This window comes from Paenibacillus sp. J22R3 (genome assembly GCF_056269305.1).
Genome location: NZ_JBWDNS010000001.1, coordinates 1,328,095 through 1,353,018, shown reverse-complemented (window position 1 = coordinate 1,353,018; position 24,924 = coordinate 1,328,095). Strand labels below are relative to the sequence as shown.

The window sequence follows — 24,924 nt, the reverse complement described above, 5'->3', positions numbered from 1 at the left end:
CAACGTTAGCGTGGGAGGACGAGCGTGTGTTAAAACGATTGAAGGCGTTATTCGGTAAAGCGTCCGCGAAACCAACTTCGCCGACGCTTGATTCGGATGGCATTCCGAAGCATATCGCCATTATTATGGACGGCAACGGCAGATGGGCCAAGAGCCGCGGTTTGCCTCGCATGGCCGGCCATCACTCCGGTATGAAAACAGTCAAACGTATTACGATGGCTGCCGATCGACTAGGTGTGAAATATTTAACACTGTATGCCTTCTCCACGGAGAATTGGAAGCGCCCGAAAGCGGAAGTAGAGTTTCTCATGAAGCTTCCTCAGGAGTTTCTCTCTATTGAGCTTAAGGATCTGATGGCGAATAATGTTCAGGTTCGAATGATGGGATATAAAGGTGATCTGCCGGACTACACGCTGAGAGCAGTAGAAGAGGCAATTATCCAGACGGCCAATAATACAGGGTTAGTTCTTAACTTCGCCCTAAATTATGGCAGCCGAAAAGAAATGATTGAAGCGGTACGTTCGATCGGTCAAGCTGTTCAAGAGGGCAAGCTGTCGCCGGAAGATATCGATGAATCGATGATGGAAGCGAACTTGTTATCCGCTGGGGTCCCTGATCCCGACTTACTTATTCGTACGAGCGGTGAACTTCGATTGAGCAACTTCATGCTCTGGCAGCTCGCTTACAGCGAGATGTGGTTCACTGACGTCTATTGGCCTGAGTTTACAGAAGAGCATTTCTTTGAAGCTGTTCGAGAGTATCAGCGTCGCGGCCGTCGCTACGGCGGGCTGTAATCGGCCTTACTGGAGAGTGTCATACAGGTGAAACAACGTATAATTACCGGCCTCATTGGCGGCGCAGCCTTTATTTTTCTAACTGTACTCGGCGGATGGTTTTTCTTTGCACTCCTCCTTCTACTAGCTGTTATTGGATTTATGGAATATACACGGATGAACGGGGTTTCAGCCAAACATCCGTTATCATTAATAGGGCTGGCAGGCATGCTGGTCTTGTTTATTCCTTGGGAAGATTTCGGCTTAGACTCTCCTGCAGCCATACATACAATTTGGTTATTGTTATTCTTATTACTCACGGTAACGGTTCTGACGAAAAATGTCATAACCATTGACGGAGCGGCTTTGATGCTGCTTGGAGCACTATATGTTGGCTATGGATTCCACGCGATGTACGAGGTGCGTAACGCGGAGTTCCATGGTTTACTTACGACATGTTTGGCATTCGGTGCGATCTGGGCTTCCGATATCGGAGCTTATTTCACAGGACGAGCCTTCGGTCGAAATAAATTGTGGCCTTCCATCAGTCCCAATAAAACAATTGAAGGCTCGATCGGCGGTATTGTGCTTTCACTGGCCATCGCGGCTATTTTTGCATGGATATACCCGGATATCATCAGCATCAGCAGGGCGCTGCTAATCGGTCTAATTGCAGCCGTTGCAGGGCAGTTTGGAGATCTCATTCAATCGGCTTACAAACGGATTCGCGGCATCAAAGATACCGGTTCGATTTTGCCCGGTCATGGTGGCGTATTGGATCGTTGCGACAGCTGGTTAATCGTGTTTCCGTTGCTCGTAATGACCGAGCTGCTTCCCCTCTGATTCAAGGAGGCTCCTTAGCGTTGAAGAAAATAACGATTCTCGGTTCTACCGGTTCTGTAGGGACGCAAACCTTAGATATTCTTAGTCATGAACCTGATCGCTATCAGGTTGAAGGCTTGGCTGCAGGCAATAATCTGCATTTACTTATTGAGCAAGCCAATCAATTCAAGCCGAAGAGCGTTTGTTTGTCGACCAAGGCTCTGGCGGATGAAGCCGCTCCACATTTGCCGCATGGGACTAAGGTGCTCTATGGCAATGAGGGACTGATTGAAATTGCTGCTGATAATGAGGCTGATACCGTTGTGACCGCAATTGTTGGCAGCCGTGGGCTGCAGGCAACGCTTGCTGCCATTGACGCAGGTAAACATATCGGACTTGCGAATAAGGAAACGCTTGTAACAGCTGGCCATATCGTGATGCAGCGTGCCATTGACAAAGGTGTGTCCATTCTGCCCATCGATAGCGAGCACTCTGCAATATTTCAATGCTTAAATGGGGAACGTCGCAGTGATGTGAACCGTATTACTCTTACAGCGTCGGGAGGCTCTTTCCGGGACCGTACTCGGGCAGAGCTTGAAGGTGTCACCGTTGCTGAAGCACTTAATCATCCCAATTGGTCGATGGGTGCCAAAATTACGATCGATTCCGCAACCATGGCCAACAAAGGGCTTGAAGTTATCGAGGCTCACTGGTTATTCGGGCTTCCATACAGTCAAATCGATGTTCTTATTCACCCGGAGAGTATTATTCACTCTTATGTAGAGTTCGTGGATCACAGTATCATTGCTCAGCTGGGGATGCCGGATATGCGCGTCCCGATCCAATATGCGCTTACGTATCCGGAACGCAGACCAACGCCAACAGAGAGACTGAATTTAGCGAAATTGTCTGCCTTGCATTTCCGAGAGATGGATTTTAATCGTTATCCTTGTCTCCGATTTGCATATGAGAGCGGACAAGCGGGGCAGTCTGCGCCTACCGTCTTTAATGCAGCGAATGAAACGGCAGTAGCACGTTTCTTGGCAGGCGAGATCACATTCCTTGAGATTGAAACTGTTATAGCAGCGGTGCTCAACAAGCATCAGCTTGTAGATGTTCCCGATGTCGAGGCCATCGCAGAAGTAGATGCCTGGGCTCGAAGAGAAGCGGCAAGCATCTAACCGGTGGTTCTCTTGTATCGAACGGGAGAATAATGATAATCTAAGTACAGGCCGTTACGAACAGGAGGCAAGGGGAACGATGCATACGATTCAAGTCGTCTTTTTGACGGTAATGGTCTTCTTCGTTATTGTGACCATTCACGAATGGGGTCATTTTTATTTTGCGAAGCGTGCCGGAATATTGGTAAGAGAGTTCGCGATTGGGTTTGGTCCGAAGCTGTTTTCCATAAAACGTGGTGAAACCAGATACACGCTGCGGCTTGTCCCGGCAGGCGGTTTTGTCCGAATGGCCGGTGAAGATCCGGAGTTAGTCGAGATTCATCCCGGGCAGACCGTTGCAGTACGGGTGAAAGATAACACGGTTACTCGTATTTACTTGGATCGCTTAGATGATCGCAGCAATGTTGTCCGTGGTGAAGTCGAAACCATCGATATCGAACGTAAACTGAAGCTTGCTCTTAGTGCGGACGGAATCACGGATTCCTACGACGTACATCCGCAAGCGCTTCTGATCAGTAAAGGGAAAGAAACACAGATCGCTCCGATTGATCGCCAATTTGGCAGCAAAACAGTAGGTCAACGGGCTCTCGCTATCGTTGCGGGTCCTGTCATGAACTTTGTTTTAGCTTTCGTGTTGTTTGGTCTGTATTTTCAAATGGCCGGTGTTCCGATGGAGAATCCGGATCGTTTGTTAATTGGCAGCGTGGTTGAAGGAATGCCGGCATCACAAACGGATCTTCGTGTAGGTGATGTGATTGATTCGGTGAACGGAGAGAAGATCGGCGGAGATTCCAACAAAATGATCGAGCTGATCAGTAAATCGGTCGATGTGCCGCTCGTATTTAACGTGCTGCGTGACGGGAAGCCGATATCTTTCAAGATTACACCGAAGAAAGATCCAACTACAGGTGTCGGTAAACTGGGCATCTCAGCTGCGGTACCTACTCGCTCGGTAACATTTGGCGAAACATTCACCTATGCGGGCAAAGCGATGAAGAACATGACGATCATGATCTTCGATGGATTTAAGAAGCTGATTCTCGGTGACTTCAAGATGGAGGATCTTGGCGGGCCGGTTCGGACTGCTCAAGTGACAAGTCAAATCGCCGATGAAGGCATCGTTCAGCTTACTTCATGGGTTGCGGTTCTCAGTCTGTATTTAGGTATCTTTAACCTGCTGCCCATTCCGGCGCTCGATGGAAGCCGTTTGGTTTTCCTCGGATTTGAAGCTGTGCGAGGCCGTCCGGTTGATCCGAATCGGGAAAGCATGGTGCATTTCATCGGATTTGCGATGCTGATGCTGCTCATGCTGGCAGTTACTTATAATGATATATTGCGATTGGTACGAGGGGAGCACTGAGTCGGTCATGTCGAAGGATAAGCAATTCGTAACGGAAATCACACCGCAAAACGAGGATTTCTCGCGGTGGTATATCGATGTCATCAAGAAAGCGGAATTGATGGATTATTCCCCAGTGCGCGGTTGTATCGTATTCCGTCCAGAGGGTTTTGAAATTTGGGAGCATATGAAGGATGAGCTCGACCGCAGGTTCAAAGAAACCGGTCACCGTAACGCTTACTTCCCGATGTTCATTCCGGAGAGCTTCTTCCTGAAAGAGAAGGAGCATGTGGAAGGCTTTAATCCAGAGCTGCCTTGGGTAACCGAAGCAGGCGGAGAGAAGCTTGAAGAACGTTTGGCGATTCGTCCGACATCGGAAACGATTATCGGTCATATGTACTCCAAATGGATTCAATCCTATCGCGATTTGCCCGTGCTGATCAATCAGTGGGCAAACGTTGTTCGTTGGGAGAAACGGACGCTGCCTTTCTTGCGTACAACGGAGTTTCTGTGGCAGGAAGGCCATACCGCGCATGAAACCGAAACAGAAGCGCGTGAAGAAACAAACCAAATGCTCGATATTTATCGGGACTTCTGCGAGAACTATCTGGCGATTCCGGTCATTATGGGCCAGAAAACGCCTTCGGAACGTTTTGCAGGTGCAGTAGATACGTATTCCATTGAAGCGATGATGAAAGACGGCCGTGCCGTTCAGGCAGGAACGTCCCATTACCTTGGCAATAAATTCGCGGTTGCGTTCGATATTAAATACTTGGATCGCGAGAATACACAACAGTTTGTTCACACCACCTCATGGGGGGTATCGACTCGTCTGTTAGGTGCGTTGATTATGGTTCACGGTGACGATCGTGGTCTAGTGCTTCCTCCGAAAGTAGCACCGACTCAAGTTATCATGATTCCGATTGGCCCGGCGAAGACGCGTGACCAAGTGGTTGGACGAGTGGACGAGCTATTCGCTGAGCTGAAGAAAGCAGGCATCCGCGTGAAAGTGGATGACCGCAGCGATGTAAGTCCAGGTTGGAAGTTCAATGAGTATGAAATGCGCGGTGTACCGATTCGTCTTGAGCTTGGACCTCGTGATATGGAGAATGGACAAGTTGTTCTCGTGTCGCGTATTAGCGGGGAGAAGCGAATTGTCCTGCAAAGCAATTTGAAGGAAGAAATTGAGCATATGCTGGTTGAGACACATAATGATATGCTTGAGCGTGCAAAGCAATTCCGTACGGAGCATACTTACTCTGTGGAGACGCTTGATGAGATGAAGGCACTCTTCGAAGAACAGCGCGGTTTCGCGCTTGCCGGCTGGTGCGGATCAGATGCATGCGAGCGTCAAGTGAAGGAAGAAACGGGTGCAACGAGCCGTAATATTCCGTTTGAGCCTGCAGAGCACAAAACCGTTTGTCTCGTTTGTGGAGAGAAATCCGAGCATTCCGTCGTATTCGCCAGAGCTTATTAATAGCAACAAGAGTAAAAAAGGAATAAACGGCTGTATTCGCTGAAAGGCGGCGACAGCCGTTTCGTCTTGGGGGAGGACAATATGAACCAAACCGGGGGAAAGCGACAGCGATTCGAGCTGCTACTGAAGCAGGCGGATCTTCCGCAGCAAATGGTCGATGAATATTTTGCAGATGGTTATATAGATAAGGTAATCGTAAGCCGGAGTAACCGGGAATGGACGTTTTGCATTGGCAAAACGACTGTGGTTCCGTTACCGGCTTTTGGTGTTTTTTGCCGTGCAGTCGTCGCAAAGTATGCCCATATTGCTCAAATTTCGTTCCAGTTTCAATATAGCAGCGATGTACCGAAGGATGAATTGATCCAAGAATATTGGCCGGCATTTGTGGAATGGCTGCAACAGAACAATCCTTCCGTTAACGGCTGGATCAGCAAATCGAAGATGATTGCAGAGGGAGACCTGATTACCCTTCATCTGATGGACGACATGGGTCTTGAGCTAGCTAAGAAGAAGAAGATTGACGAACTTGCGATTGATTTCTTCAAGCAGCAATTTGCTACAACATGCCGCATGAAGATGATTATCGGTGAATCCAATCAAGAGGTGTACGAACAGTTCCAGCAGAAGCGGGATCAAGAAGAGCGCGAAGTTATTCATGCGATGATGACAAGCACGACGGTTACTGAAGAACCGACGCTCGACGAAGGCGAAGTCCGCCTTGTCGTTGGTTACGATATTCGAGATGCGCCTGTGCCAATTATGAATATTATTGAAGAAGAGAAGAAGGTCACCGTGCAAGGCGCGGTCTTCGGCCTGGAAGAGAAAGAGCTTCGAAACGGCAGCACATTATTCACGTTTAACGTCACAGACTTCACTGACTCAATCGCCATGAAGATGTTCGCGAAGACGAAAGACGATGTCAAAGTGCTAAAGCAGCTCGCTAATGGCAAATGGATTAAGGCACGTGGACGCGTCGAGTATGACAGATTCATGATGGAGCCGGAGCTGGTTATGATGCCTTCCGACATGCATGAGGTTCTGGCGCCAAGGGAACCAAAAGATGATGCCGAAGAAAAGCGCGTCGAATTTCACTTGCATACGACGATGAGCACCATGGATGCGGTTGCTCCGGTTGACGCTTACATTAAGCAAGCTGCCAAGTGGGGACACAAAGCGATAGCCATTACAGACCACGGCAATGTGCAGTGTTATCCGGAAGCGGCGAAAGCGGCTAAGAAACATGGCATTAATGTATTGTTCGGATTAGAGGCAAACGTAGTCAATGACGCTATTCCGATGGTTATGAATGCGCGCGAAGAAGCGATGCAAACGGCTGTTTACGTTGTATTTGACGTCGAGACGACGGGCCTTTCCGTCGTAAACAACAAAATCATTGAGCTAGCCGGCGTAAAAATGCATGATGGCAAAGAAATTGATCGATTCTCCACATTTATTAATCCGCATGAAGATATTCCTTATAACATTCAACAGCTAACGAATATTACGAACGAAATGGTTGAAGACGCGCCGGAGCTGGGTCCGAAGATTCATGAGTTTATTGATTTTATTGGCGATGCGGTACTGGTTGCCCATAACGCTAGGTTTGATATGGGGTTCCTGCAAGCGGCTTGTAAGCTGCATGGTCTACCCGAAGTGAAGAATCCCGTTCTGGATACTCTTGAATTTGCGCGATTCCTGCATCCGACGATGAAGAATCACCGACTGAATACCCTTTCGGATAAATATAAAATCAGTCTCGAAAATCATCACCGAGCAATTGATGACTCCATTGCACTCGGCGGCGTACTATTTGGCTTAATTGGTGATGCGGCTTCTCGCAATATTACGGGATTACACATGCTCAATGACTACGTTGGGCTCGACTTGTCGAATATGCGTCCATTCCACTGCTGCATTTACGCATTGAATGGTACGGGCAAGAAGAATCTCTTCAAGCTGATTTCGAAATCACATACGGAACATTTTAAACGTGTCGCTACGATTCCGAAGAGCAAACTGACCGAATTGCGAGAAGGAATTCTAGTCATATCCGGCTGCGAGAAAGGCGAGTTCTTCGAAGCGGTGATGAATAAATCGTTGGAAGAGGCAGAGGAAGTCGCGCATTATTACGATGTGCTGGAGATTCAGCCGATCGACTTCTATATGCATCTGGTCGAGAAAGGTTTTGTCGCAAGCCGTGCTGAGATTGAACAGGCCATACGCCGTGTATGCGAGATTGGCGATAGGCTAGGTAAGCCGGTCATCGCGACAGGAAATGTGCATTACATGCTGCAGCGAGATAAGCTGTTCCGCGACATTACGATCCATGGCATTACAGGCTTTAGTCCTCTGAAAGATATCCGCAAGCCGGATGCTCATTTCCGCACGACAAAAGAAATGCTGGAGGAGTTCGCCTTTCTCGGTGAAGCACGCGCTTATGAGGTCGTAGTCAAGAATACTTCAGAGCTGGCTGATCGATTTGAACCGTTTGATATGTTCCCGAAGAAATTATTCGTACCAATTATCGAAGGCGCCGATGAAGAAATGCGTAATACGTGTTACGACACCGCGCGCACGCTGTATGGCGAACCGCTTCCGGATGTCGTTGTTGAACGACTCGAGAGAGAGCTTGTTCCGATCACGAAAGCCGGTTTCGCTGCCAACTATCTGATCTCGGCGAAGTTAGTTAAGAAGTCTAATGCGGATGGTTACCTGGTTGGATCACGGGGTTCAGTAGGGTCGTCCATCGTTGCAACCTTCCTAGGGATATCTGAAGTAAACCCATTGCCTGCGCATTACACATGCTTAGATGAAGCTTGTAAGTTTAGTGAATGGTTCCTTGACGGCAGTTATCCGAGTGGATTCGATTTACCGGATAAGGTTTGTCCGAGCTGCGGTAAGCCGCTCAAAGGTGAAGGTCAGGATATCCCGTTCGAAACGTTCCTTGGATTTAAAGGGGATAAAGTTCCCGATATCGATTTGAACTTCTCCGGTGAATATCAAGCGGTAGCTCATAACTTCACGAAGACGATGTTCGGGGCGGAAAATGTGTTCCGAGCAGGTACAATCGGTACGGTAGCGGAGAAAACAGCTTACGGCTACACGAAGAAATACGAAGAAAGTTATGGGAAAAAGTGGCGCGGAGCGGAGCTTGCAAGGCTTGCCAATGGATGTACCGGTGTGAAACGAAGCACAGGCCAGCATCCGGGCGGTATCGTTGTTGTGCCGGACTACATCGAGGTTGAGGACGTTACACCTGTGCAGTATCCCGCGGATGATCAGAATGCCGAGTGGAAAACGACCCATTTTGACTATCATGCCTTCGAGGATAACCTCTTGAAGCTCGATATACTAGGGCATGATGATCCTACCATGATGCGTATGCTGCAGGATCTTACCGGTATTGATCCGACAACGATTCCGATGAACGATCAGAAAGTCATGAGTATGTTCAGTTCAACGGATGCCCTTGGAGTGACACCGGACAAAATCCGTTCCTCAGTCGCGACGTATGGCGTGCCGGAGATGGGAACCAAGTTCGTACGCCAGATGCTCGAAGAGACGAAACCAGCAACCTTTGCCGATTTACTGCAAATTTCAGGTTTGTCTCATGGAACCGGGGTTTGGCTGGGCAACGCGCAAGAGCTGATTAAGAACCGCACCTGTACGATCAAGACGGTTATCGGCTGCCGTGATGACATTATGTTGTTCCTAATCTATAAAGCAGGCATGGATGCAGGACTCGCCTTCAAAATTACCGAGAGCGTTCGTAAAGGTAAAGGTCTGACAGCAGAGTGGATCGATGAAATGAAACGCTGTAAAGTACCGCAATGGTATATTGATTCCTGTCTGAAAATCGAGTACATGTTCCCGAAAGCCCATGCGGCGGCTTACGTTATCTCGGCAGTTCGGACAGCGTACTTCAAGCTGTATCATCCGATCGCTTATTATGCGACTTACTTCTCCATTCGCGCAGAGGATTTCGATCTTGAGCTATTATGCAAGGGATATGAGGCAATCTCGAAGAAGTTGGTCGAAATTGAACAAAAAGGCTTCAACGCAACGCCGAAAGAGAAGAACAGCGTTTCCTTGCTCGAGATGGCGCTGGAGATGACTGCCCGCGGCTTCTCCTTCAAGCCAGTTGACCTCTATCGTTCAGAAGCCACTCGATTCATCATCGACGGCAACTCGATTATCCCGCCATTCGGCGCCATCAGCGGGATCGGTGAGAACGCTGCGAAGAACATCGCAGGCGCACGCGATTTCGGCGAGTTCCTATCGATTGAGGACTTCCAGCAGAAATCCAAAGCAACCAAAACCATCGTCGAGGTATTGACGACAATGGGCTGCTTCAGGGGATTGCCGGAGTCGAATCAGTTGTCCTTGTTCTAGGTTGTTTGTTCACCGTAGTTGAGGTAAAGAAGGTTCCCTCAGGTGAACAAGCCCCGAAGGGGGCGACTGGGTTTAGAGTTTTGTTCTGGGTTAAGAGTTTTGTTCTGGGGTTTATGGTAGTTTAAGGTGTACGGTTTTACAGAAGTTGCCGAAGAACTTCGGTAACTTCTGCTTCGCCCCTAAGCGCTGGTAAGCGAGGGGAAGGAGCGGAGTTCGGGGTGCAGCCGGAGAGTTTACGTGCCGCCTTTGAACTCGGGATGCCACCGCGAAGGCATCTAATCGAGCATCCCGAGTTCAACAGCGGCCGCAGGCGCACTCCGAATGGAGCGACCCACCCCGAGCGCACTCTCCAGCGTAAATTCCGCAGGCGCACTCCGAATGGAGCGACTCACCCCGAGCGCACTCTCCAGCGTAAATTCCGCAGGCGCACTCCGAATGGAGCGACCCACCCCGAGCGCACCTTACGGCGCCGTATTGTCACCACATCATGGTTATGTTATAATCTTTCTGGTAATGCTGATGATACGACCTTTTCGCAGAAGAGTGGGGAAACCCACTCTTTACGTTTTGTCTGCACCTTTTTACATATACGATGGGACATAAGCAGGTCTGCAACAGGTGCATTTCAGCTGAAAAATTAAACTGACCGTACGCCGACTATGTTGTGGCGCACCGCTGCAGTGGGAGGTACATTGTTTTTGAGCACATCCACAATCAAAACCGCTGTCGAAGAAATGGTTAGACCGTTCCTCGATGAAAATGGATTTGAACTCGTTGACGTAGAGTATGTCAAAGAAGGAAGCAACTGGTTTCTTCGTGTCTACGTGGACAAAGAAGGCAACATTGATATCGATGAATGCGGCCGGATTAGCGAATATTTGAGCGAGAAGCTGGATGAGAACGATCCGGTATCTGACGCTTATTTTCTCGAAGTATCCTCGCCGGGTGCGGAACGTCCGCTTAAGAAGCCCGAAGATGTGAAGAAATCAGTAGGCAAGCATGTATTTGCAACGACCTATGAGCCGATTGGCGGCTTGAAGGAATTCGAAGGCAAGCTTATTTCTTTTGATGGCGAAGAGATCGTCATTGAAATCGGCAAGAAGAAACATATCTTACCGTATGCGAAAGTTGCAAGTGCCCGTTTAGCCATCGTCTTCTAAGGAGAAGGCAACGGCATGATTATAACGTTAGGGAACTAGTTGAAAGGGGGAACTCATTTCCAATGAGCATGGAATTTATTGAAGCACTGACGGAAATCGAAAGAGAGAAGGGGATCAGCAAGGATATCTTGCTGGAAGCCATTGAAGCAGCCCTGATATCGAGCTACAAACGCAATTTTAATACTGCCCAGAATGTACGTGTTGATATTAATCGGTTTACCGGAGTCATCAAAGTGTATGCACGCAAAGCTGTTGTTGAGGATGTATTAGATCCTCGACTTGAGATCTCGGTTGAAGCTTCCCGTGAGCTCAACCCGCATTATCAGCTGGATGATATCGCAGAAATTGAAGTAACGCCTCGTGATTTTGGCCGGATTGCGGCACAAACCGCGAAGCAAGTAGTTACGCAGCGTATCCGTGAAGCAGAACGCGGCCTCATTTACAATGCCTTCATTGATAAAGAGGAAGACATTGTGAATGGTATCGTGCAGCGTCAGGACGTGCGTAACCTGTTTATCGACCTTGGCAAAGTAGAAGCGGTGCTGCCGCTGACAGAATTGATGCCAACGGACAAATTCAAACATGGAGACCGCGTGAAATCGTTCATCACGAAAGTGGAGAACACGACGAAAGGACCGCAAATCTTCCTTTCCCGTACGCACCCGGGCTTGCTGAAGCGCCTTTTCGAACTCGAAGTGCCGGAGATTTATGACGGTGTCGTTGAGATTCGTTCTGTCGCACGTGAAGCGGGCTTCCGCTCCAAAATCGCTGTTTATTCCCGCAATGCCGAAGTTGATCCGGTTGGATCATGCGTTGGTCAGAAGGGGATGCGTGTACAAACCATCGTTACCGAGCTCAAAGGCGAGAAAATTGATATCGTCCGTTGGTCCGAGAGCGTTGAAGAATATGTTGCGAATGCGCTTAGCCCTTCTAAAGTAATTGAGGTAATCGTATACGAGCAAGAGAAGATGGCTCGCGTTATTGTTCCGGATTATCAGCTGTCGCTGGCAATCGGGATTAAAGGTCAGAATGCTCGTTTGGCTGCGAAGCTGACGGGTTGGAAGATTGATATCAAGAGCGAAACGCAGGCGGAGCAAGAATTTGGTCGTCCAAAGTCGCCGATGAGCACGATGCATCAGGATTCCGTCTCCATCGACTAAGAGCTTGTGTTCAGGGGGGATGAACGATGAGACCTAGAAAAATTCCACTGCGTAAATGTGTAGCTTGCCAGGAGATGAAGGCGAAGAAAGAGCTGATCCGCGTCGTTCGTACGCCTGATGAATCGGTTCTGATCGATTTGACGGGGAAGAAAGCAGGTCGCGGCGCTTATCTTTGCGGGAAAGTCGCTTGCTTTAAGCTAGCCAAGAAGAGCAGAGCACTGGATCGGGCTTTGAAACAAACCGTTGGCATCGAAATCTATGATCAGCTCGAGCAAGATTTTATCGCTGTAGAGGACACGTTTAACGTGAATAAGGATGAGATCGATGACGAAGACGAAGCATAAATCGCTTAACACGCTAGGCATGGCGATGCGGGCCGGTAAGCTCGTTACCGGTGACGAAACCGTATTGAAAGCAATCCAGCAGGGAAAAGCGAAACTTGTCATAGTTGCCGGTGATGCATCAGATAATACGAAGAAGAAGTTTCGGGACAAATGTACCACTTACAATGTTAAACTCGTTGAAGCATTCGACCGAATTACGCTTGGAGAAGCAATCGGCAAGTCCGAGAGGGTTCTCATTGGTGTAAACGACTCAGGCTTTTCTAAAAGCATTGCACAGAGCTTAATTGAACCTACGGAGGTGGAGTATATTGACTAAACAACAAGACAAAGATAAAACACGCGTCTACGAATACGCGAAATCCCTAAATATGAGCAGCAAGGAAATCATTACGATCCTAAAGCGACTCAATCTTCCCGTTAACAATCATATGAGCGTCATGGAAAACGAAATGGTTTCGAAGGTGGAAGGTTTCTTCCGCGATATTAAAGCGAATGCAGCAGCGAAACGTGCCCAGGAGAGCGCGACCGTCTCTGCAGCAGCTCAGTCGTCTAATCGCCAGCAACCGCAAGGTCAGCCTGAACGTAAGGCTCAATCAAGCACGAATGCTCCAGCGCAAGGACACGGACAGGTCAACAAAAATACTCAGGAACAGCAGGGGAATATGAATACAACAAATACGCAAGCACCTAGCACAAATGCAGCTCCGACTGCGAACGCAGCACCTCAGCCGGCTAGTACACAAACTCCGGCAACTAGCGTAACAGCGGGCACGACACCGACGACCTCCACTCAACAGCCTACAACAGGCCAATCGCAAGGCAGCACAAGCTCCAATCCGCGTCCGCAAGGTCAAGGCGGCTATCAAGGCAACCGTCCGCAAGGTCAAGGTGGCGGCTATCAAGGCAACCGTCCGCAGGGTCAAGGTGGTCAAGGCGGTCAAGGTAATCGTCCACAAGGCCAAGGCGGCGGGTATCAAGGCAACCGTCCACAGGGTCAAGGCACTGGCTATCAAGGTAATCGCCCACAAGGTCAAGGCACCGGCTATCAAGGTAATCGTCCACAAGGCCAAGGCTCTTCGCAAGGTGGTCAAGGACAACGTCCAGCAGGTCAAGGTGGCGGTTACCAAGGCAACCGTCCAGCAGGTCAAGGTGCGGGCGGCGGTGGCGGTTATCAAGGCAACCGTCCAGCAGGTCAAGGTTCCAATTCAGGCGGAGGTCAAGGCGGCGGATTCCGTCCATCAACTCCACGTCCGGATCAAGCGAGTCAATCGCCGAGTCGTAGTAATGCACCGGCTCGTACATTCGAGTCACGCAGCACGACTTCCGATGATCATGCAAAGAAAAGAAACAATCCGAAGGCAGCTAACAGCAACTTCGGCGCGAATAAACGCTTTGAAGATTCCCGCACAGGCAACTTCAAAAACAACCGCGGCGGCAAAAACAATCGTGGTAAAGGACAACAGCAAGAACGCAAAGAGAAGATCGACAATACGCCGAAGAAAATTATTGTACGCGGCGAAGTGACGGTTGGCGAATTGGCTAAATTGCTGCATAAGGATGCTTCCGAGGTTATCAAGAAGCTCATTACGCTTGGCGTCATGGCTACCATTAACCAAGAGGTTGATCTAGATACTGTACAACTGATCTCAACGGAGTATGGCGTTGAAGTTGAAGTGAAGATTCCAGTGGAAGAAGATGCATTCGAAACACTGGAAGAGAAGGACGAAGAGGGTACACTTGAATCCCGTCCTCCGGTTGTAACCATCATGGGTCACGTCGATCATGGTAAAACAACGCTTCTTGATGCCATTAGACACACTAGCGTAACAAGCGGTGAAGCAGGCGGTATTACGCAGCATATCGGTGCTTACCAAGTTGAGATCAATAATAAGAAAATCACTTTCCTTGATACACCGGGTCACGAAGCGTTTACGCTCATGCGTGCTCGCGGTGCTCAAGTGACGGATATTACAATCATCGTTGTGGCAGCTGATGACGGTGTTATGCCTCAAACGATCGAAGCAATCAACCATGCTAAAGCAGCAGGCGTTCCGATTATCGTAGCGGTGAACAAAATCGATAAACCAGGCGCAGATGTTGATAAAATCAAACAAAGCATGACTGAATATGCACTCGTTCCGGAAGAGTGGGGCGGCGATACAATCTTCGTTAACGTGTCCGCGAAACAGCGCACGAACCTCGAAGAGCTGCTTGAAATGATATTGCTTGTAGCTGAAATGAACGACTACAAAGCAAATCCTAACAAACGTGCCCGCGGTACTGTAATTGAAGCCGAGCTGGATAAAGGTAAAGGTCCTGTTGCACGTATTCTGGTTCAACACGGTACACTTAAGATCGGCGATGCTTTCGTTGCGGGTAACTGCTTCGGTCGTGTTCGCGCCATGGTGAATGACAAAGGACGCCGTCTCAAAGAAGCGGGCCCAAGTACACCAATCGAGATTACCGGTCTGACAGAAGTACCGCAAGCCGGCGATCCATTCCTTGTATTCGAAGACGAGCGTAAAGCGCGTGCCATTGCAGATCGCCGTGCCATCAAGCACCGTCAATCCGAGCTTGGTGCAAATTCGAGAGTAACACTTGAAGATTTGTACAATCATATAAAAGAAGGCGAAATCAAGGATTTGAACGTAATCATCAAAGCTGACGTTCAAGGTTCCTCTGAGGCGCTTAAAGGATCGCTTGCCAAAATCGACATCGAAGGTGTGCGCGTTAAGATCATCCATAGCGGTGCCGGCGCGATCACGGAGTCCGATATCAACTTGGCAGCAGCATCGAGCGCGATCGTTATCGGCTTCAACGTTCGTCCAGAGCCGCAGGCGCTAGCAACTGCAGAGCAGGAGAAAGTTGATATTCGTCTTCACAGCATTATCTATAACGTGATTGACGAAATTGAGCATGCTATGAAAGGGATGCTTGATCCAATCTTCAAAGAGGTTATTATCGGTCAGGCTGAAGTGCGTAATATTTTCAAAGTTACCAAAGTCGGCGTTATTGCAGGCTGTATGGTTACTTCCGGGAAAATTACACGCAGTGCGAAGGCTCGCTTAATTCGTGCCGGAATTGTGGTTTTGGAAACCGAAATCGAATCGCTTAAAAGGTTCAAGGACGATGCAAAAGAAGTGGCGCAAGGCTACGAGTGCGGCATAACGCTCGAGAAGATGAACGACCTTAAAGAGGGAGACATCATCGAGGCTTACGTCCTGGAAAGTGTAGAGAGGTGATCAACCTATGGCTAAAGTCCGCGTAGGACGTGTAGGTGAACAAATTAAGAAAGAATTGAGCCAAATCATTCAGACAGAGCTCAAAGATCCGCGCATCGGTTTCATTACGGTAACCGGTGTTGATCTAACGAATGACCTATCGCAAGCACGTGTATATCTTAGCGTGCTGGGAAGCGAAGAGCAGAAAGAAGAAACGCTTAAAGCTCTTGCCCGCGGTACAGGTTTCATTCGCTCCGAGCTCGGCAAACGAATTCGATTCCGCCACACGCCGGAGCTGCTGTTTAAATTCGATGGCAGCATCGAGTACGGCAGTAAGATCGAAGCGTTGCTGCATACGATTAATGGCCGGAGCGGCGAATGACCGCGGCGAAAGCTGCGGTGTTCTCAGCCGCTTATCAAGAACAGCTGCAAGCGGCGCTTGAATTCATTCGAGACGGCAATCGGTTTCTTGTCGTCTCGCATGTTCAGCCGGATGGAGATGCAATCAGCTCGACGATCGTGGTCGGCTGGCTTCTTCGCCAGTTGGGCAAGCAGGCCGTACTGATTAATGAAGGCGCAGTGCCGATTCGTCTTCATTTCATGGAATCGTCTGCGTCAATCATTAATTATAGCAAGCAGCCATTGGAAGAAACATTTGACCGCATCATCGCTATTGATTGCGCGGACTTCCGCCGAATCGGGCGGATAAGTGAACGATTTGCCGAATCAGCTCAGTTGCTTAATATCGATCATCATCCTACTAATGATGCTTTCGGCACAGCTAACTTAATCCGAATCAATGCGGCCGCTACGGTCGAAATTTTATACGATCTTATCGAGCATGGGGCCATTTCACTTGATCGTGAAGTCGCTACCGCTATTTATACAGGTCTACTTACCGATACCGGCGGATTCCGTTACTCCAATACTACTCCAAGGGTCATGCAGGTTGCATCGCGCATGCTTGCGGAGGAAGTTGAAGGACACTGGATTGCCAACCATTTGCTGGAGCAAATGACCAAGCCCCAATTACTTCTCTTGCAGCGTGGACTGAATCGGTTGACGTTCTCGGATGATAACCGGATTGCATGGTTGTATGTGGCTTTCTCCGATATGGCAGAAACCGGTGCAGTTGGCGATGACCTTGAAGGTCTGGTTAACTACGCGGTAAACGTGGAAGGCGTTGACGTAGGCATCTTGTTTAAAGAAACCGAGAATGGCGACGTGAAAGTCAGCATGCGTTCTTCCGGTAAAGCAGATGTCGCGGCAATTGCACAAACATTTGGCGGCGGCGGACATGTTCGGGCAGCAGGCTTTCGTTTGGAGCAAGGCATGCAGGAAGCTATCGGCAAAGTTGTACAAGCAGCAAGTGAGGCGCTTACTCTATGATGGATGGCATTTTGGCAGTTTGGAAGCCGGCTGGCTGGACCTCGCATGACGTGGTCGCGAAAGTCAGAGGCATCGTTAAAGTCAAACGTATCGGCCATACGGGTACGCTGGATCCTGCTGTAACCGGTGTGCTGCCGCTATGTATTGGCCGTGCGACGCGCGTAGTCGAATATGTGCAGGAGCGGCCTAAAAGTTATGAAGCGGTGATGCAGTTTGGTATCGCGACAGATACAGAGGATTTAACCGGTACTGTGCTGGAAGAGCTGCCTTCTGTAACGTTGACTGAAGCGGATATTCGCCGTGTCTTGTCTTCGTTCTTAGGCGAGATCGAGCAAGTACCTCCGATGTATTCCGCTGTGCGAGTGGATGGAAAACGGTTATACGAGTTGGCACGCGAAGGTCAAGTGATCGAACGTAAATCCAGACCTGTATCGATTTATACACTGGATTTGCTGGAGATGAAGCTGGATCAACCGCATCCGACGATTCGTTTCTCCGTTTCCTGCTCCAAAGGCACTTATATTCGCACCTTGTGTGTGGATATTGGACAAGCCCTAGGTGTACCCGCTGTAATGGCGGAATTAACTCGAACGATGTCCGGAGGATTTACTAGAGAGCAGTGCTTCACCCTTGAACAAATCGCGCAGCTGCAAGCTGCCGGTGAACTGGAAGAGAAGCTCACGCCATCGGATGAAGCGCTTGATCATTTCCCCCGTGCTACAGTTAGCATGGAGAATGTGCAGCGCGCCTTCCAAGGCAAGCGAATCTACTTGAACGCGCTGTTCGATCATGGGGATTACAATACGGATTCCATCATACGCCTCTATGGCAATGACGGTACATTCGTCGGGTTGTTTACTCCGGATGAAGAAACAGCGACGCTTAAAGCTGTTAAGGTCTTTACCAAAACAGCAGATTAGTGAAGAACATAAAGCAGGTGTGACTGCAGTGGAAATCATTTCATTACAATATCCGATTGTCTCGACTCAAGCAGCGCTTTCAGCGAAACCGAAAACGGTGGCAATTGGTCATTTTGACGGCGTACATCGCGGCCATCAGAACGTGATTCGGCATGCAATGGAAGCTGCCCGAGCGGCAGGTTTGCAGGGAGCAATCATGACCTTTCATCCTCATCCGAAGGAAGTGCTTGGTCAAAGCGGTCAGTACACGGCAAGCCTAACTCCCCTTGAAGAGAAGGTGGAACGTTTTCGCGAATTAGGCGCACATGTCGTATACATCGTGAACTTTGATTTAGAGTTCGCGAGCGTTACGCCGTCTGACTTTGTCGAGTACGTGCTGCGTCCGCTTCAAGTGAAGCATGCGACGGTCGGCTTTGATTTTTCCTTTGGAGCCAAGGGTGCAGGGAAGCCGGAAACATTATGGGCGCTTGGTGAGCCTGATATCGAGGTGGAAATCGTGGATCCTTTCATGCAGGATGGAGATAAAGTAAGCAGCACGCTAATTCGTGAAGCACTTTCCGAAGGGCGGCCTGAAGTAGCGGAGCAGCTTCTCGGCGAACCGTACCAAGTACGGGGAGTCGTTATTCATGGGGAAGGCAGAGGACGGACGATCGGTTTTCCGACAGCGAACATTAAGCAAGAAGCAGCCTATGTGATTCCAAGACAAGGCGTTTATGCTGTAATGGTACAAGTTGACGGGAAGCGGGTGCCGGCTGTTCTCAACATTGGCGTGAAGCCGACTTTCCACGAGAAACTGCCAGAGCCTGTTATGGAGGCTCATCTGCTTGATTTCAGCGGTGATCTGTATGATAAATCCATAACGGTGCAATTCATTTCGTTCTTGCGAAGTGAGAAGAAGTTCGGCTCCATTGATGAATTGATTGCTCAAATCAAATCTGATGCCGAACAAGCGAGATCCGTTCTGGCTGCCTACAATAAGAATTAAGCTCGGCATTTACTTCTTATAGGCAGTTGTGGTATACTCTATTTCGTTGCGTAATCATGTTCTATTCTCACTACGCGCGACTTTACAGAACCTTAGCTTGGCCGGTTCGTTTTTCACCGGGCGACGGCGAGGCTAACGGCGATTATGATAGAAGGAGGTGAACATGGATGGCACTTACACAAGAGCGTAAACACCAATTGATCGACGAACACAAAACCCACGCGAACGATACCGGTTCTCCGGAAGTTCAAATCGCTATCCTGACGCAAAACATCGTCAACTTGACAGATCATCTTCGGACGCACAAGAAAGATCATCACTCGCGTCGCGGTCTGCTTAAGATGGTTGGTCAACGTCGTAAACTGTTGGCTTACTTGAAAAACAAAGACGTTAAACGTTACAGCGCATTGATCGAAAAACTCGGCCTTCGCCGATAATAGATGCGGGGATAAAAGCAACCTGGTTGTCAAGCCGCCTGGGATTCCAGGCTCAGCTGCACTGGGTTGCTTTTTGTAAATGAACCATACATAATATTTTTGAGCAGCTCCCTTCGGAGCTTTTCTTATAGGTAATTTTCCAGCAGTTTTTGGTATGTAAGTACGCGTATGGAAATTAATGAAACCTGACAGCCGAGCATTCCGGGTGGGATGTAGCGGCTTGCAGTTAAGGAGGAATAACATGCTGCATCGTGTAGAAACAACGCTTGGCGGCCGACCGTTCATTCTTGAAACGGGTCGTTTAGCCAAACAAGCAAACGCAGCGGTAACCGTGAAATACGGTGAAACTGTAGTATTATGTACGGTTGTATCATCCAGCGAACCGAAGAATCTAGACTTTTTCCCACTGACAGTCAACTATGAAGAACGTCTATATGCGGTAGGTAAAATTCCAGGCGGCTTCATCAAGCGTGAAGGACGTCCAAGTGAGAAGGCGATTTTGGCGAGCCGTTTGACAGACCGTCCGATTCGTCCGCTATTCCCTGAAGGCTTCCGTAACGAAGTTCAAATTGCTAACATCGTAATGAGCGTGGATCAAGATTGCACACCGGAAATCGCAGCGATGATCGGTACTTCCGCAGCGTTGACGTTGTCGGATATTCCGTTCAACGGCCCAATCGGCGGCGTAATTGTTGGCCGTATTGACGGTCAATTTATTATCAACCCGACCGTTGAGCAAGAAACGAAGAGTGACGTGTACGTTGTAGTATCAGGTACTAGAGATGCGATTATGATGGTAGAAGCGGAAGCAAACGAAGTGCCGGAGGATGTTATCCTAGAGGCGATCATGTTCGGTCACGATGAGATCAAACGTATCGTCGCAACAATTGATGAGCTTCAAGGCCTTGCTGGCAAACCGAAGGTTGAAGTGAAGCTGAAAACGGTAGATGCTGCTGTTAATGAGGCTGTTCGCGCGTTTGCTAAAGCACGACTTGTTGAAGCGGTAAGCATTGTGGAGAAGCATGCCCGTCAAGAAGCGATTGATGTCGTAAATGCAGACACGATTTCCCACTTTGAAGCTGAATATGCGGAAACGCCGGAGCTTCTTGGCGACGTGAAGGAAGTCCTTTACGATATCGTCAAAGAAGAAGTTCGTCGTTTGATCACGCACGATAAGGTTCGTCCGGATGGACGGGCTCTAAGCGAAATTCGTCCGATCGAATGTGATGTCGCGTTGCTGCCGCGTACGCATGGTTCCGGTTTGTTCACACGCGGACAAACGCAAGCACTAAGCATCTGTACGCTTGGCGCGCTTGGCGATGTGCAAATTCTTGACGGCATCGATTTGACTGAAACAAAACGTTTCATGCATCATTATAATTTCCCGCCGTTCAGCGTAGGGGAAGCTAGACCACTTCGTCCTCCGGGCCGTCGTGAAATCGGTCACGGTGCTCTTGGTGAGCGTGCGTTGTCCAAAGTCATTCCGAACGAAACTGAATTCCCATATACGATTCGTCTCGTATCCGAGGTATTGGAATCGAACGGCTCAACCAGCCAAGCAAGTATCTGCGCAAGCACACTTGCTATGATGGATGCAGGCGTTCCGATCAAAGCACCGGTAGCGGGTATTGCAATGGGTCTTATCAAAGACGGGGATCACTTCTCCATTCTCTCGGATATTCAAGGGATGGAAGATCATCTTGGCGATATGGACTTTAAAGTTGCCGGCACTGCAGCAGGCGTAACTGCGATCCAAATGGATATCAAAATCGACGGTATCGATCGTGCGATCCTCGCGCAATCCTTGGAGCAAGCTCGCGTAGGCCGTTTGCACATTCTTGGTAAAATGAATGAAGTCATGCAAACACCTCGTACAAGCCTGTCGCAGTATGCACCGAAAATCGTCATCATGAAGATCCATCCGGACAAAATCCGTGATGTTATCGGCTCCGGCGGTAAAATAATCAACAAAATCATTGATGAAACCGGCGTAAAAATCGATATCGAACAAGACGGAACCGTGTTTATTGCGTCTTCTAATGCAGAAGCCAATGAGCGTGCAAAACAAATCATCGAAGGCATCGTACGTGAAGTTGTTGTAGGCGAGGTTTACCTCGGTACAGTGAAACGGATCGAGAAATTCGGCTGCTTCGTAGAAATTTTGCCAAACAAAGACGGTTTGGTTCATATTTCACAAATCTCAACAGAGCGTGTTGCTAAGGTTGAAGATGTCCTGAAAATTGGCGATCAAATTACCGTTAAAGTAACGGAAATCGATCAACAAGGCCGCATCAACTTGTCCCGCAAAGCGGTTCTGTCGCCTGAGGTTCCTGCTCAGCAGTCCTAAGGTATCGTAACAGACAAGAAATTAGAGACAGATGATAGCATCTGTCTCTTTTTTGTTGTTTCGTTGTCTTTCGCTTCTTCTCATAAAGTGGGCCGAGCCATAATATGATGAAGGAGAAGGGTGGGACAGCTCCTATGAAGCTGAAGAAAGCAATCGTCATGGCATCAGTCATGCTTATATTGATCACGTTTGTTAGGCTTAATAGCCCGCTCAATGAATACGTGACGCTCCTTAAGAATGGGGACCGTGCTGCATCCGTACCAGCGCTGTACGCATTTTCCGGAATCAACTCCGCTCTGATGGATATGATTCGTTCAGAGGCAGAGAAGAAGCGTATTGCGCCGGTTGATGCGAGAGTGGACCGGGTGTGGAAAGCGATACCGGGCTATAACGGGCTCGAGATTGATGTGGATAAGACCTATCGACTCATGGAGAACGCCCCAGAGAGTGAGCCTATTCGGTTTGTATACAAAGAAGTAGAACCGAAAATTAGTTTGAATGATCTCGGACGGGTCCCCATCTATAAAGGCAATCCAAACAAACCGATGGTAGCGCTGATGATTAACGTTGCTTGGGGAAATGAGTACATTCCTTCCATGCTGAATACGCTGAGGAAAGAAAATGTAAAAGCCACGTTCTTCTTCGACGGGACTTGGCTCAAGAAAAATACGGATGTTGCTAAGCAAATTCAAGCAGAGGGACATGAAATCTCGAATCATGCCTATACGCATCCGAAGATGAGTCAACTTGATCGGCGTTCTGCATATAATCAAATTGCAAAGACCGAAGCACTGCTTAAGTCGACCTTGAATGTTACGAATAATTGGTTCGCACCGCCTTCGGGCGATTTTAACCAAATGACGGTTGATGTCGCGGCAGAGCAAGGGCTCAAAACAGTCCTCTGGACGCTCGATACGGTTGACTGGACGCATCCGCCTGCCTACGCAATCATTCGTAAGGTGCGCACCCGCGTAGAGCCGGGATCGCTCATCCTCATGCATCCGACAGATTCATCAAGTGCAGCGCTTCAAGGGATGATTACCGCAATTAAGCAGAAAGGGCTTATGCTCGGAACGGTAAGTGAAACGCTTTCCCCCAAGAGAACCTCATTAGTTGAGGCAAGACCATAATTTTGTTATAGTGAAGTCATTGTATTTCTGCTAGATGGTAAAGAAGCAGCAGAAAACGTGTAGGAGGAACCGAATTGAATAACTATACCCTTAGCAATGGTTTACGCGTCGTAGTAGAATACATACCGACATTCCGATCGGTGGCCTTTGGGATTTGGGTCAAGACTGGCTCGCGAAATGAATCGCCTGAGAATAACGGGATTTCCCATTTTATCGAGCACATGTTGTTTAAAGGAACGGAACGTCACAGCGCCAAAGATATCGCAGATCTGTTCGATGGTATCGGCGGTAATGTAAATGCGTTCACAGCCAAAGAATACACCTGTTATTTTGCCAAAGTATTGGATCAGCATCTGCCAATCGCCGTGGATGCGCTAGCGGACATGTTCTTCAATTCACAAATGGACGCGGCGGAATTAGCAAAAGAGAAAAATGTCATACTCGAAGAAATATCGATGTACGAAGATACACCGGATGATAAGGTTCACGATGAAGCGTCTCGTGCTGCATATGGGGATCACCCGCTTGCTTATTCCATTCTAGGACTGGAAGAGCGGTTAAGTGCCATGAACGGCGACTCGCTGCGCGGCTACATGAAGAGCCAGTATCGAATTGATAATACCGTCATCAGTGTGGCAGGTAACGTTGAAGAAAAAGCTCTGCTGGAGCTGCTCGAGCAGCATTTTGGAGGATTCCAAAATAACGGGACGGAAACGGCGGTTTCCACACCAACCTTTAACGGACAGTATCTGTTCCATAAGAAGAAAACCGAACAAAACCATATTTGTATCTCGTTCCCGGGCTGTTCGATTGCAGATCCGCAGCTGTATGCGATGATCTTGCTGAACAATGCGGTAGGCGGAGGCATGAGCTCCAGACTGTTCCAAGAAATCCGTGAGAAACGCGGTCTTGCTTATTCGGTTTATTCCTATCATACGTCTTATGCTGATAGTGGACTATTTACTGTTTATGCAGGGACAGCGCCTAAGCAAACAAAAGAAGTACTGGAGCTGACGATGGCTCAAATGCATGACTTGGCCGTGAAAGGGCTGACGGATACGGAACTGCACCGCGGTAAAGAGCAGCTTAAAGGAAGTCTGATTCTTAGTCTTGAAAGCACGTCCAGCCGGATGAACCGACTTGGCAAAAACGAGCTGATGCTTGGCCGTCACTATACGCTGGACGAAATGCTGAAGCGAATTGATGATGTCGATATGAAGGATATTCAAGACGTAACGAAACGAATGCTTTCTGTTCCTTTTGCTGTGGCGATGGTCGGCAGTAACGATAAAGCAGCAGCGTCAATCGGGAGGGATTCACTTGTTTCAAGTACTCTTTAAACGACTACCCGGCAATGAAGAAATCGCGCTGCCACGCAAGATGTCGGAGCTTGCCGCGGGATTCGATCTTCAAGCGGCAGTAAACGAGCCTGTAATCTTGAAGCCGGGAGAGCGCAAGCTCATCCCAACGGGGTTCTCGATGGCTATGCCTGCGGAACTGGAAGCGCAAATCCGTCCCAGAAGCGGGCTTGCTTATAAGCATGGAATTACATGCTTGAATTCTCCCGGGACAATTGATGCAGATTACCGCGGGGAGGTAAAGGTGCTGCTGGTTAATCTGGGGCAGGAGCCATTTACCATTGAACGTGGGGAGCGCATTGCGCAGATGCTGTTCCAAATCGTGCCTGATGTAGCGATTACTGAAGTGGATGAGCTGCCTGATACCGTACGCGGTGCAGGCGGCTTCGGCCACACAGGGGTTTAACCTTAAGCTGCAAAGGTAGAAATTATATTTTTATTGTACGAAGAGCACCGGGGCAGCAGCCCTGGTGCTTTTTTGTCTCTTCA

At 48.9% G+C, this 24,924-nt stretch carries 21 protein-coding genes; 20 read left to right on the top strand and 1 reads right to left on the bottom strand.

What is annotated here, in order from left to right; all coding sequences use genetic code 11:
• The first annotated feature begins 26 nt into the window (after positions 1 to 26).
• From AC0YN4_RS06145 to AC0YN4_RS06120, 6 genes are all read left to right on the top strand, one after another.
• A complete protein-coding gene (locus AC0YN4_RS06145) occupies positions 27 to 794 on the top strand; it encodes an isoprenyl transferase (RefSeq protein WP_475779562.1) in 768 nt (255 codons plus the stop codon).
• A 27-nt stretch (positions 795 to 821) separates the two neighbouring features.
• A complete protein-coding gene (locus tag AC0YN4_RS06140; RefSeq protein ID WP_475779563.1) occupies positions 822 to 1,616 on the top strand; it encodes a phosphatidate cytidylyltransferase in 795 nt (264 codons plus the stop codon).
• 20 nt (positions 1,617 to 1,636) lie between these two features.
• Complete coding sequence (locus AC0YN4_RS06135; RefSeq protein ID WP_475835407.1) at positions 1,637 to 2,776, top strand: 1-deoxy-D-xylulose-5-phosphate reductoisomerase; 1,140 nt, start codon at positions 1,637 to 1,639, stop codon at positions 2,774 to 2,776.
• A gap of 79 nt (positions 2,777 to 2,855) precedes the next feature.
• The gene (gene rseP, locus AC0YN4_RS06130) at positions 2,856 to 4,136 is read left to right on the top strand and encodes an RIP metalloprotease RseP (protein ID WP_090976468.1); all 1,281 of its coding nucleotides are present in this window, start codon (positions 2,856 to 2,858) and stop codon (positions 4,134 to 4,136) included.
• A 7-nt stretch (positions 4,137 to 4,143) separates the two neighbouring features.
• Positions 4,144 to 5,592 carry a proline--tRNA ligase gene (gene proS / locus AC0YN4_RS06125; RefSeq protein ID WP_475779565.1) on the top strand — a complete coding sequence of 483 codons (1,449 nt, stop codon included), beginning with the start codon at positions 4,144 to 4,146 and terminating at the stop codon, positions 5,590 to 5,592.
• A gap of 81 nt (positions 5,593 to 5,673) precedes the next feature.
• A complete protein-coding gene (locus AC0YN4_RS06120; protein WP_475835406.1) occupies positions 5,674 to 9,984 on the top strand; it encodes a PolC-type DNA polymerase III in 4,311 nt (1,436 codons plus the stop codon).
• A 275-nt stretch (positions 9,985 to 10,259) separates the two neighbouring features.
• On the opposite strand, the gene AC0YN4_RS06115 is transcribed toward AC0YN4_RS06120, so the two are convergent.
• Complete coding sequence (locus tag AC0YN4_RS06115; RefSeq protein ID WP_475835405.1) at positions 10,260 to 10,433, bottom strand: hypothetical protein; 174 nt, start codon at positions 10,431 to 10,433, stop codon at positions 10,260 to 10,262.
• A gap of 249 nt (positions 10,434 to 10,682) precedes the next feature.
• On the opposite strand from AC0YN4_RS06115, the gene rimP reads away from it, so the two are divergent.
• The 14 genes from rimP to dut all read left to right on the top strand — a co-directional run bounded on the left by rimP (position 10,683) and on the right by dut (position 24,841).
• On the top strand, positions 10,683 to 11,144 hold the full coding sequence (gene rimP, locus AC0YN4_RS06110) for a ribosome maturation factor RimP (protein WP_475779567.1): 462 nt from the start codon (positions 10,683 to 10,685) through the stop codon (positions 11,142 to 11,144).
• A gap of 62 nt (positions 11,145 to 11,206) precedes the next feature.
• Positions 11,207 to 12,304, top strand: coding sequence for a transcription termination factor NusA (gene nusA / locus AC0YN4_RS06105; RefSeq protein WP_475779568.1), 1,098 nt, complete (start codon positions 11,207 to 11,209; stop codon positions 12,302 to 12,304).
• A 26-nt stretch (positions 12,305 to 12,330) separates the two neighbouring features.
• Complete coding sequence (gene rnpM / locus AC0YN4_RS06100) at positions 12,331 to 12,648, top strand: RNase P modulator RnpM (RefSeq protein ID WP_475835404.1); 318 nt, start codon at positions 12,331 to 12,333, stop codon at positions 12,646 to 12,648.
• Positions 12,629 to 12,964: a L7Ae/L30e/S12e/Gadd45 family ribosomal protein gene (locus AC0YN4_RS06095; protein WP_475835403.1), complete on the top strand. Its 336-nt coding sequence runs from the start codon at positions 12,629 to 12,631 to the stop codon at positions 12,962 to 12,964. Before rnpM ends, AC0YN4_RS06095 begins: the two co-directional genes overlap by 20 nt.
• A complete protein-coding gene (gene infB, locus AC0YN4_RS06090) occupies positions 12,957 to 15,890 on the top strand; it encodes a translation initiation factor IF-2 (RefSeq protein WP_475779570.1) in 2,934 nt (977 codons plus the stop codon). Before AC0YN4_RS06095 ends, infB begins: the two co-directional genes overlap by 8 nt.
• 7 nt (positions 15,891 to 15,897) lie before the next feature.
• Positions 15,898 to 16,251, top strand: a complete 354-nt coding sequence (rbfA, locus tag AC0YN4_RS06085) for a 30S ribosome-binding factor RbfA (protein ID WP_475779571.1) — start codon at positions 15,898 to 15,900, stop codon at positions 16,249 to 16,251.
• Positions 16,248 to 17,258: a DHH family phosphoesterase gene (locus AC0YN4_RS06080; protein ID WP_475779572.1), complete on the top strand. Its 1,011-nt coding sequence runs from the start codon at positions 16,248 to 16,250 to the stop codon at positions 17,256 to 17,258. The genes rbfA and AC0YN4_RS06080 overlap by 4 nt, the downstream gene beginning before the upstream one ends.
• Positions 17,255 to 18,178: a tRNA pseudouridine(55) synthase TruB gene (gene truB, locus AC0YN4_RS06075; RefSeq protein ID WP_475835402.1), complete on the top strand. Its 924-nt coding sequence runs from the start codon at positions 17,255 to 17,257 to the stop codon at positions 18,176 to 18,178. Before AC0YN4_RS06080 ends, truB begins: the two co-directional genes overlap by 4 nt.
• 28 nt (positions 18,179 to 18,206) lie before the next feature.
• A complete protein-coding gene (locus AC0YN4_RS06070; RefSeq protein ID WP_475779574.1) occupies positions 18,207 to 19,163 on the top strand; it encodes a bifunctional riboflavin kinase/FAD synthetase in 957 nt (318 codons plus the stop codon).
• Positions 19,164 to 19,330: 167 nt separating this feature from the next.
• Positions 19,331 to 19,600, top strand: a complete 270-nt coding sequence (gene rpsO / locus AC0YN4_RS06065; RefSeq protein WP_090574209.1) for a 30S ribosomal protein S15 — start codon at positions 19,331 to 19,333, stop codon at positions 19,598 to 19,600.
• 241 nt (positions 19,601 to 19,841) lie between these two features.
• Positions 19,842 to 21,947, top strand: a complete 2,106-nt coding sequence (gene pnp / locus AC0YN4_RS06060; RefSeq protein WP_475779575.1) for a polyribonucleotide nucleotidyltransferase — start codon at positions 19,842 to 19,844, stop codon at positions 21,945 to 21,947.
• Positions 21,948 to 22,081: 134 nt separating this feature from the next.
• Positions 22,082 to 23,077 (top strand): polysaccharide deacetylase family protein, encoded by a 996-nt coding sequence (locus tag AC0YN4_RS06055; RefSeq protein ID WP_475779576.1) that lies wholly within the window; start codon positions 22,082 to 22,084, stop codon positions 23,075 to 23,077.
• A 74-nt stretch (positions 23,078 to 23,151) separates the two neighbouring features.
• On the top strand, positions 23,152 to 24,417 hold the full coding sequence (locus AC0YN4_RS06050) for a M16 family metallopeptidase (RefSeq protein ID WP_090976440.1): 1,266 nt from the start codon (positions 23,152 to 23,154) through the stop codon (positions 24,415 to 24,417).
• Positions 24,398 to 24,841, top strand: a complete 444-nt coding sequence (gene dut / locus AC0YN4_RS06045; RefSeq protein WP_475835401.1) for a dUTP diphosphatase — start codon at positions 24,398 to 24,400, stop codon at positions 24,839 to 24,841. The genes AC0YN4_RS06050 and dut overlap by 20 nt, the downstream gene beginning before the upstream one ends.
• The last annotated feature ends 83 nt before the right edge of the window (positions 24,842 to 24,924 follow it).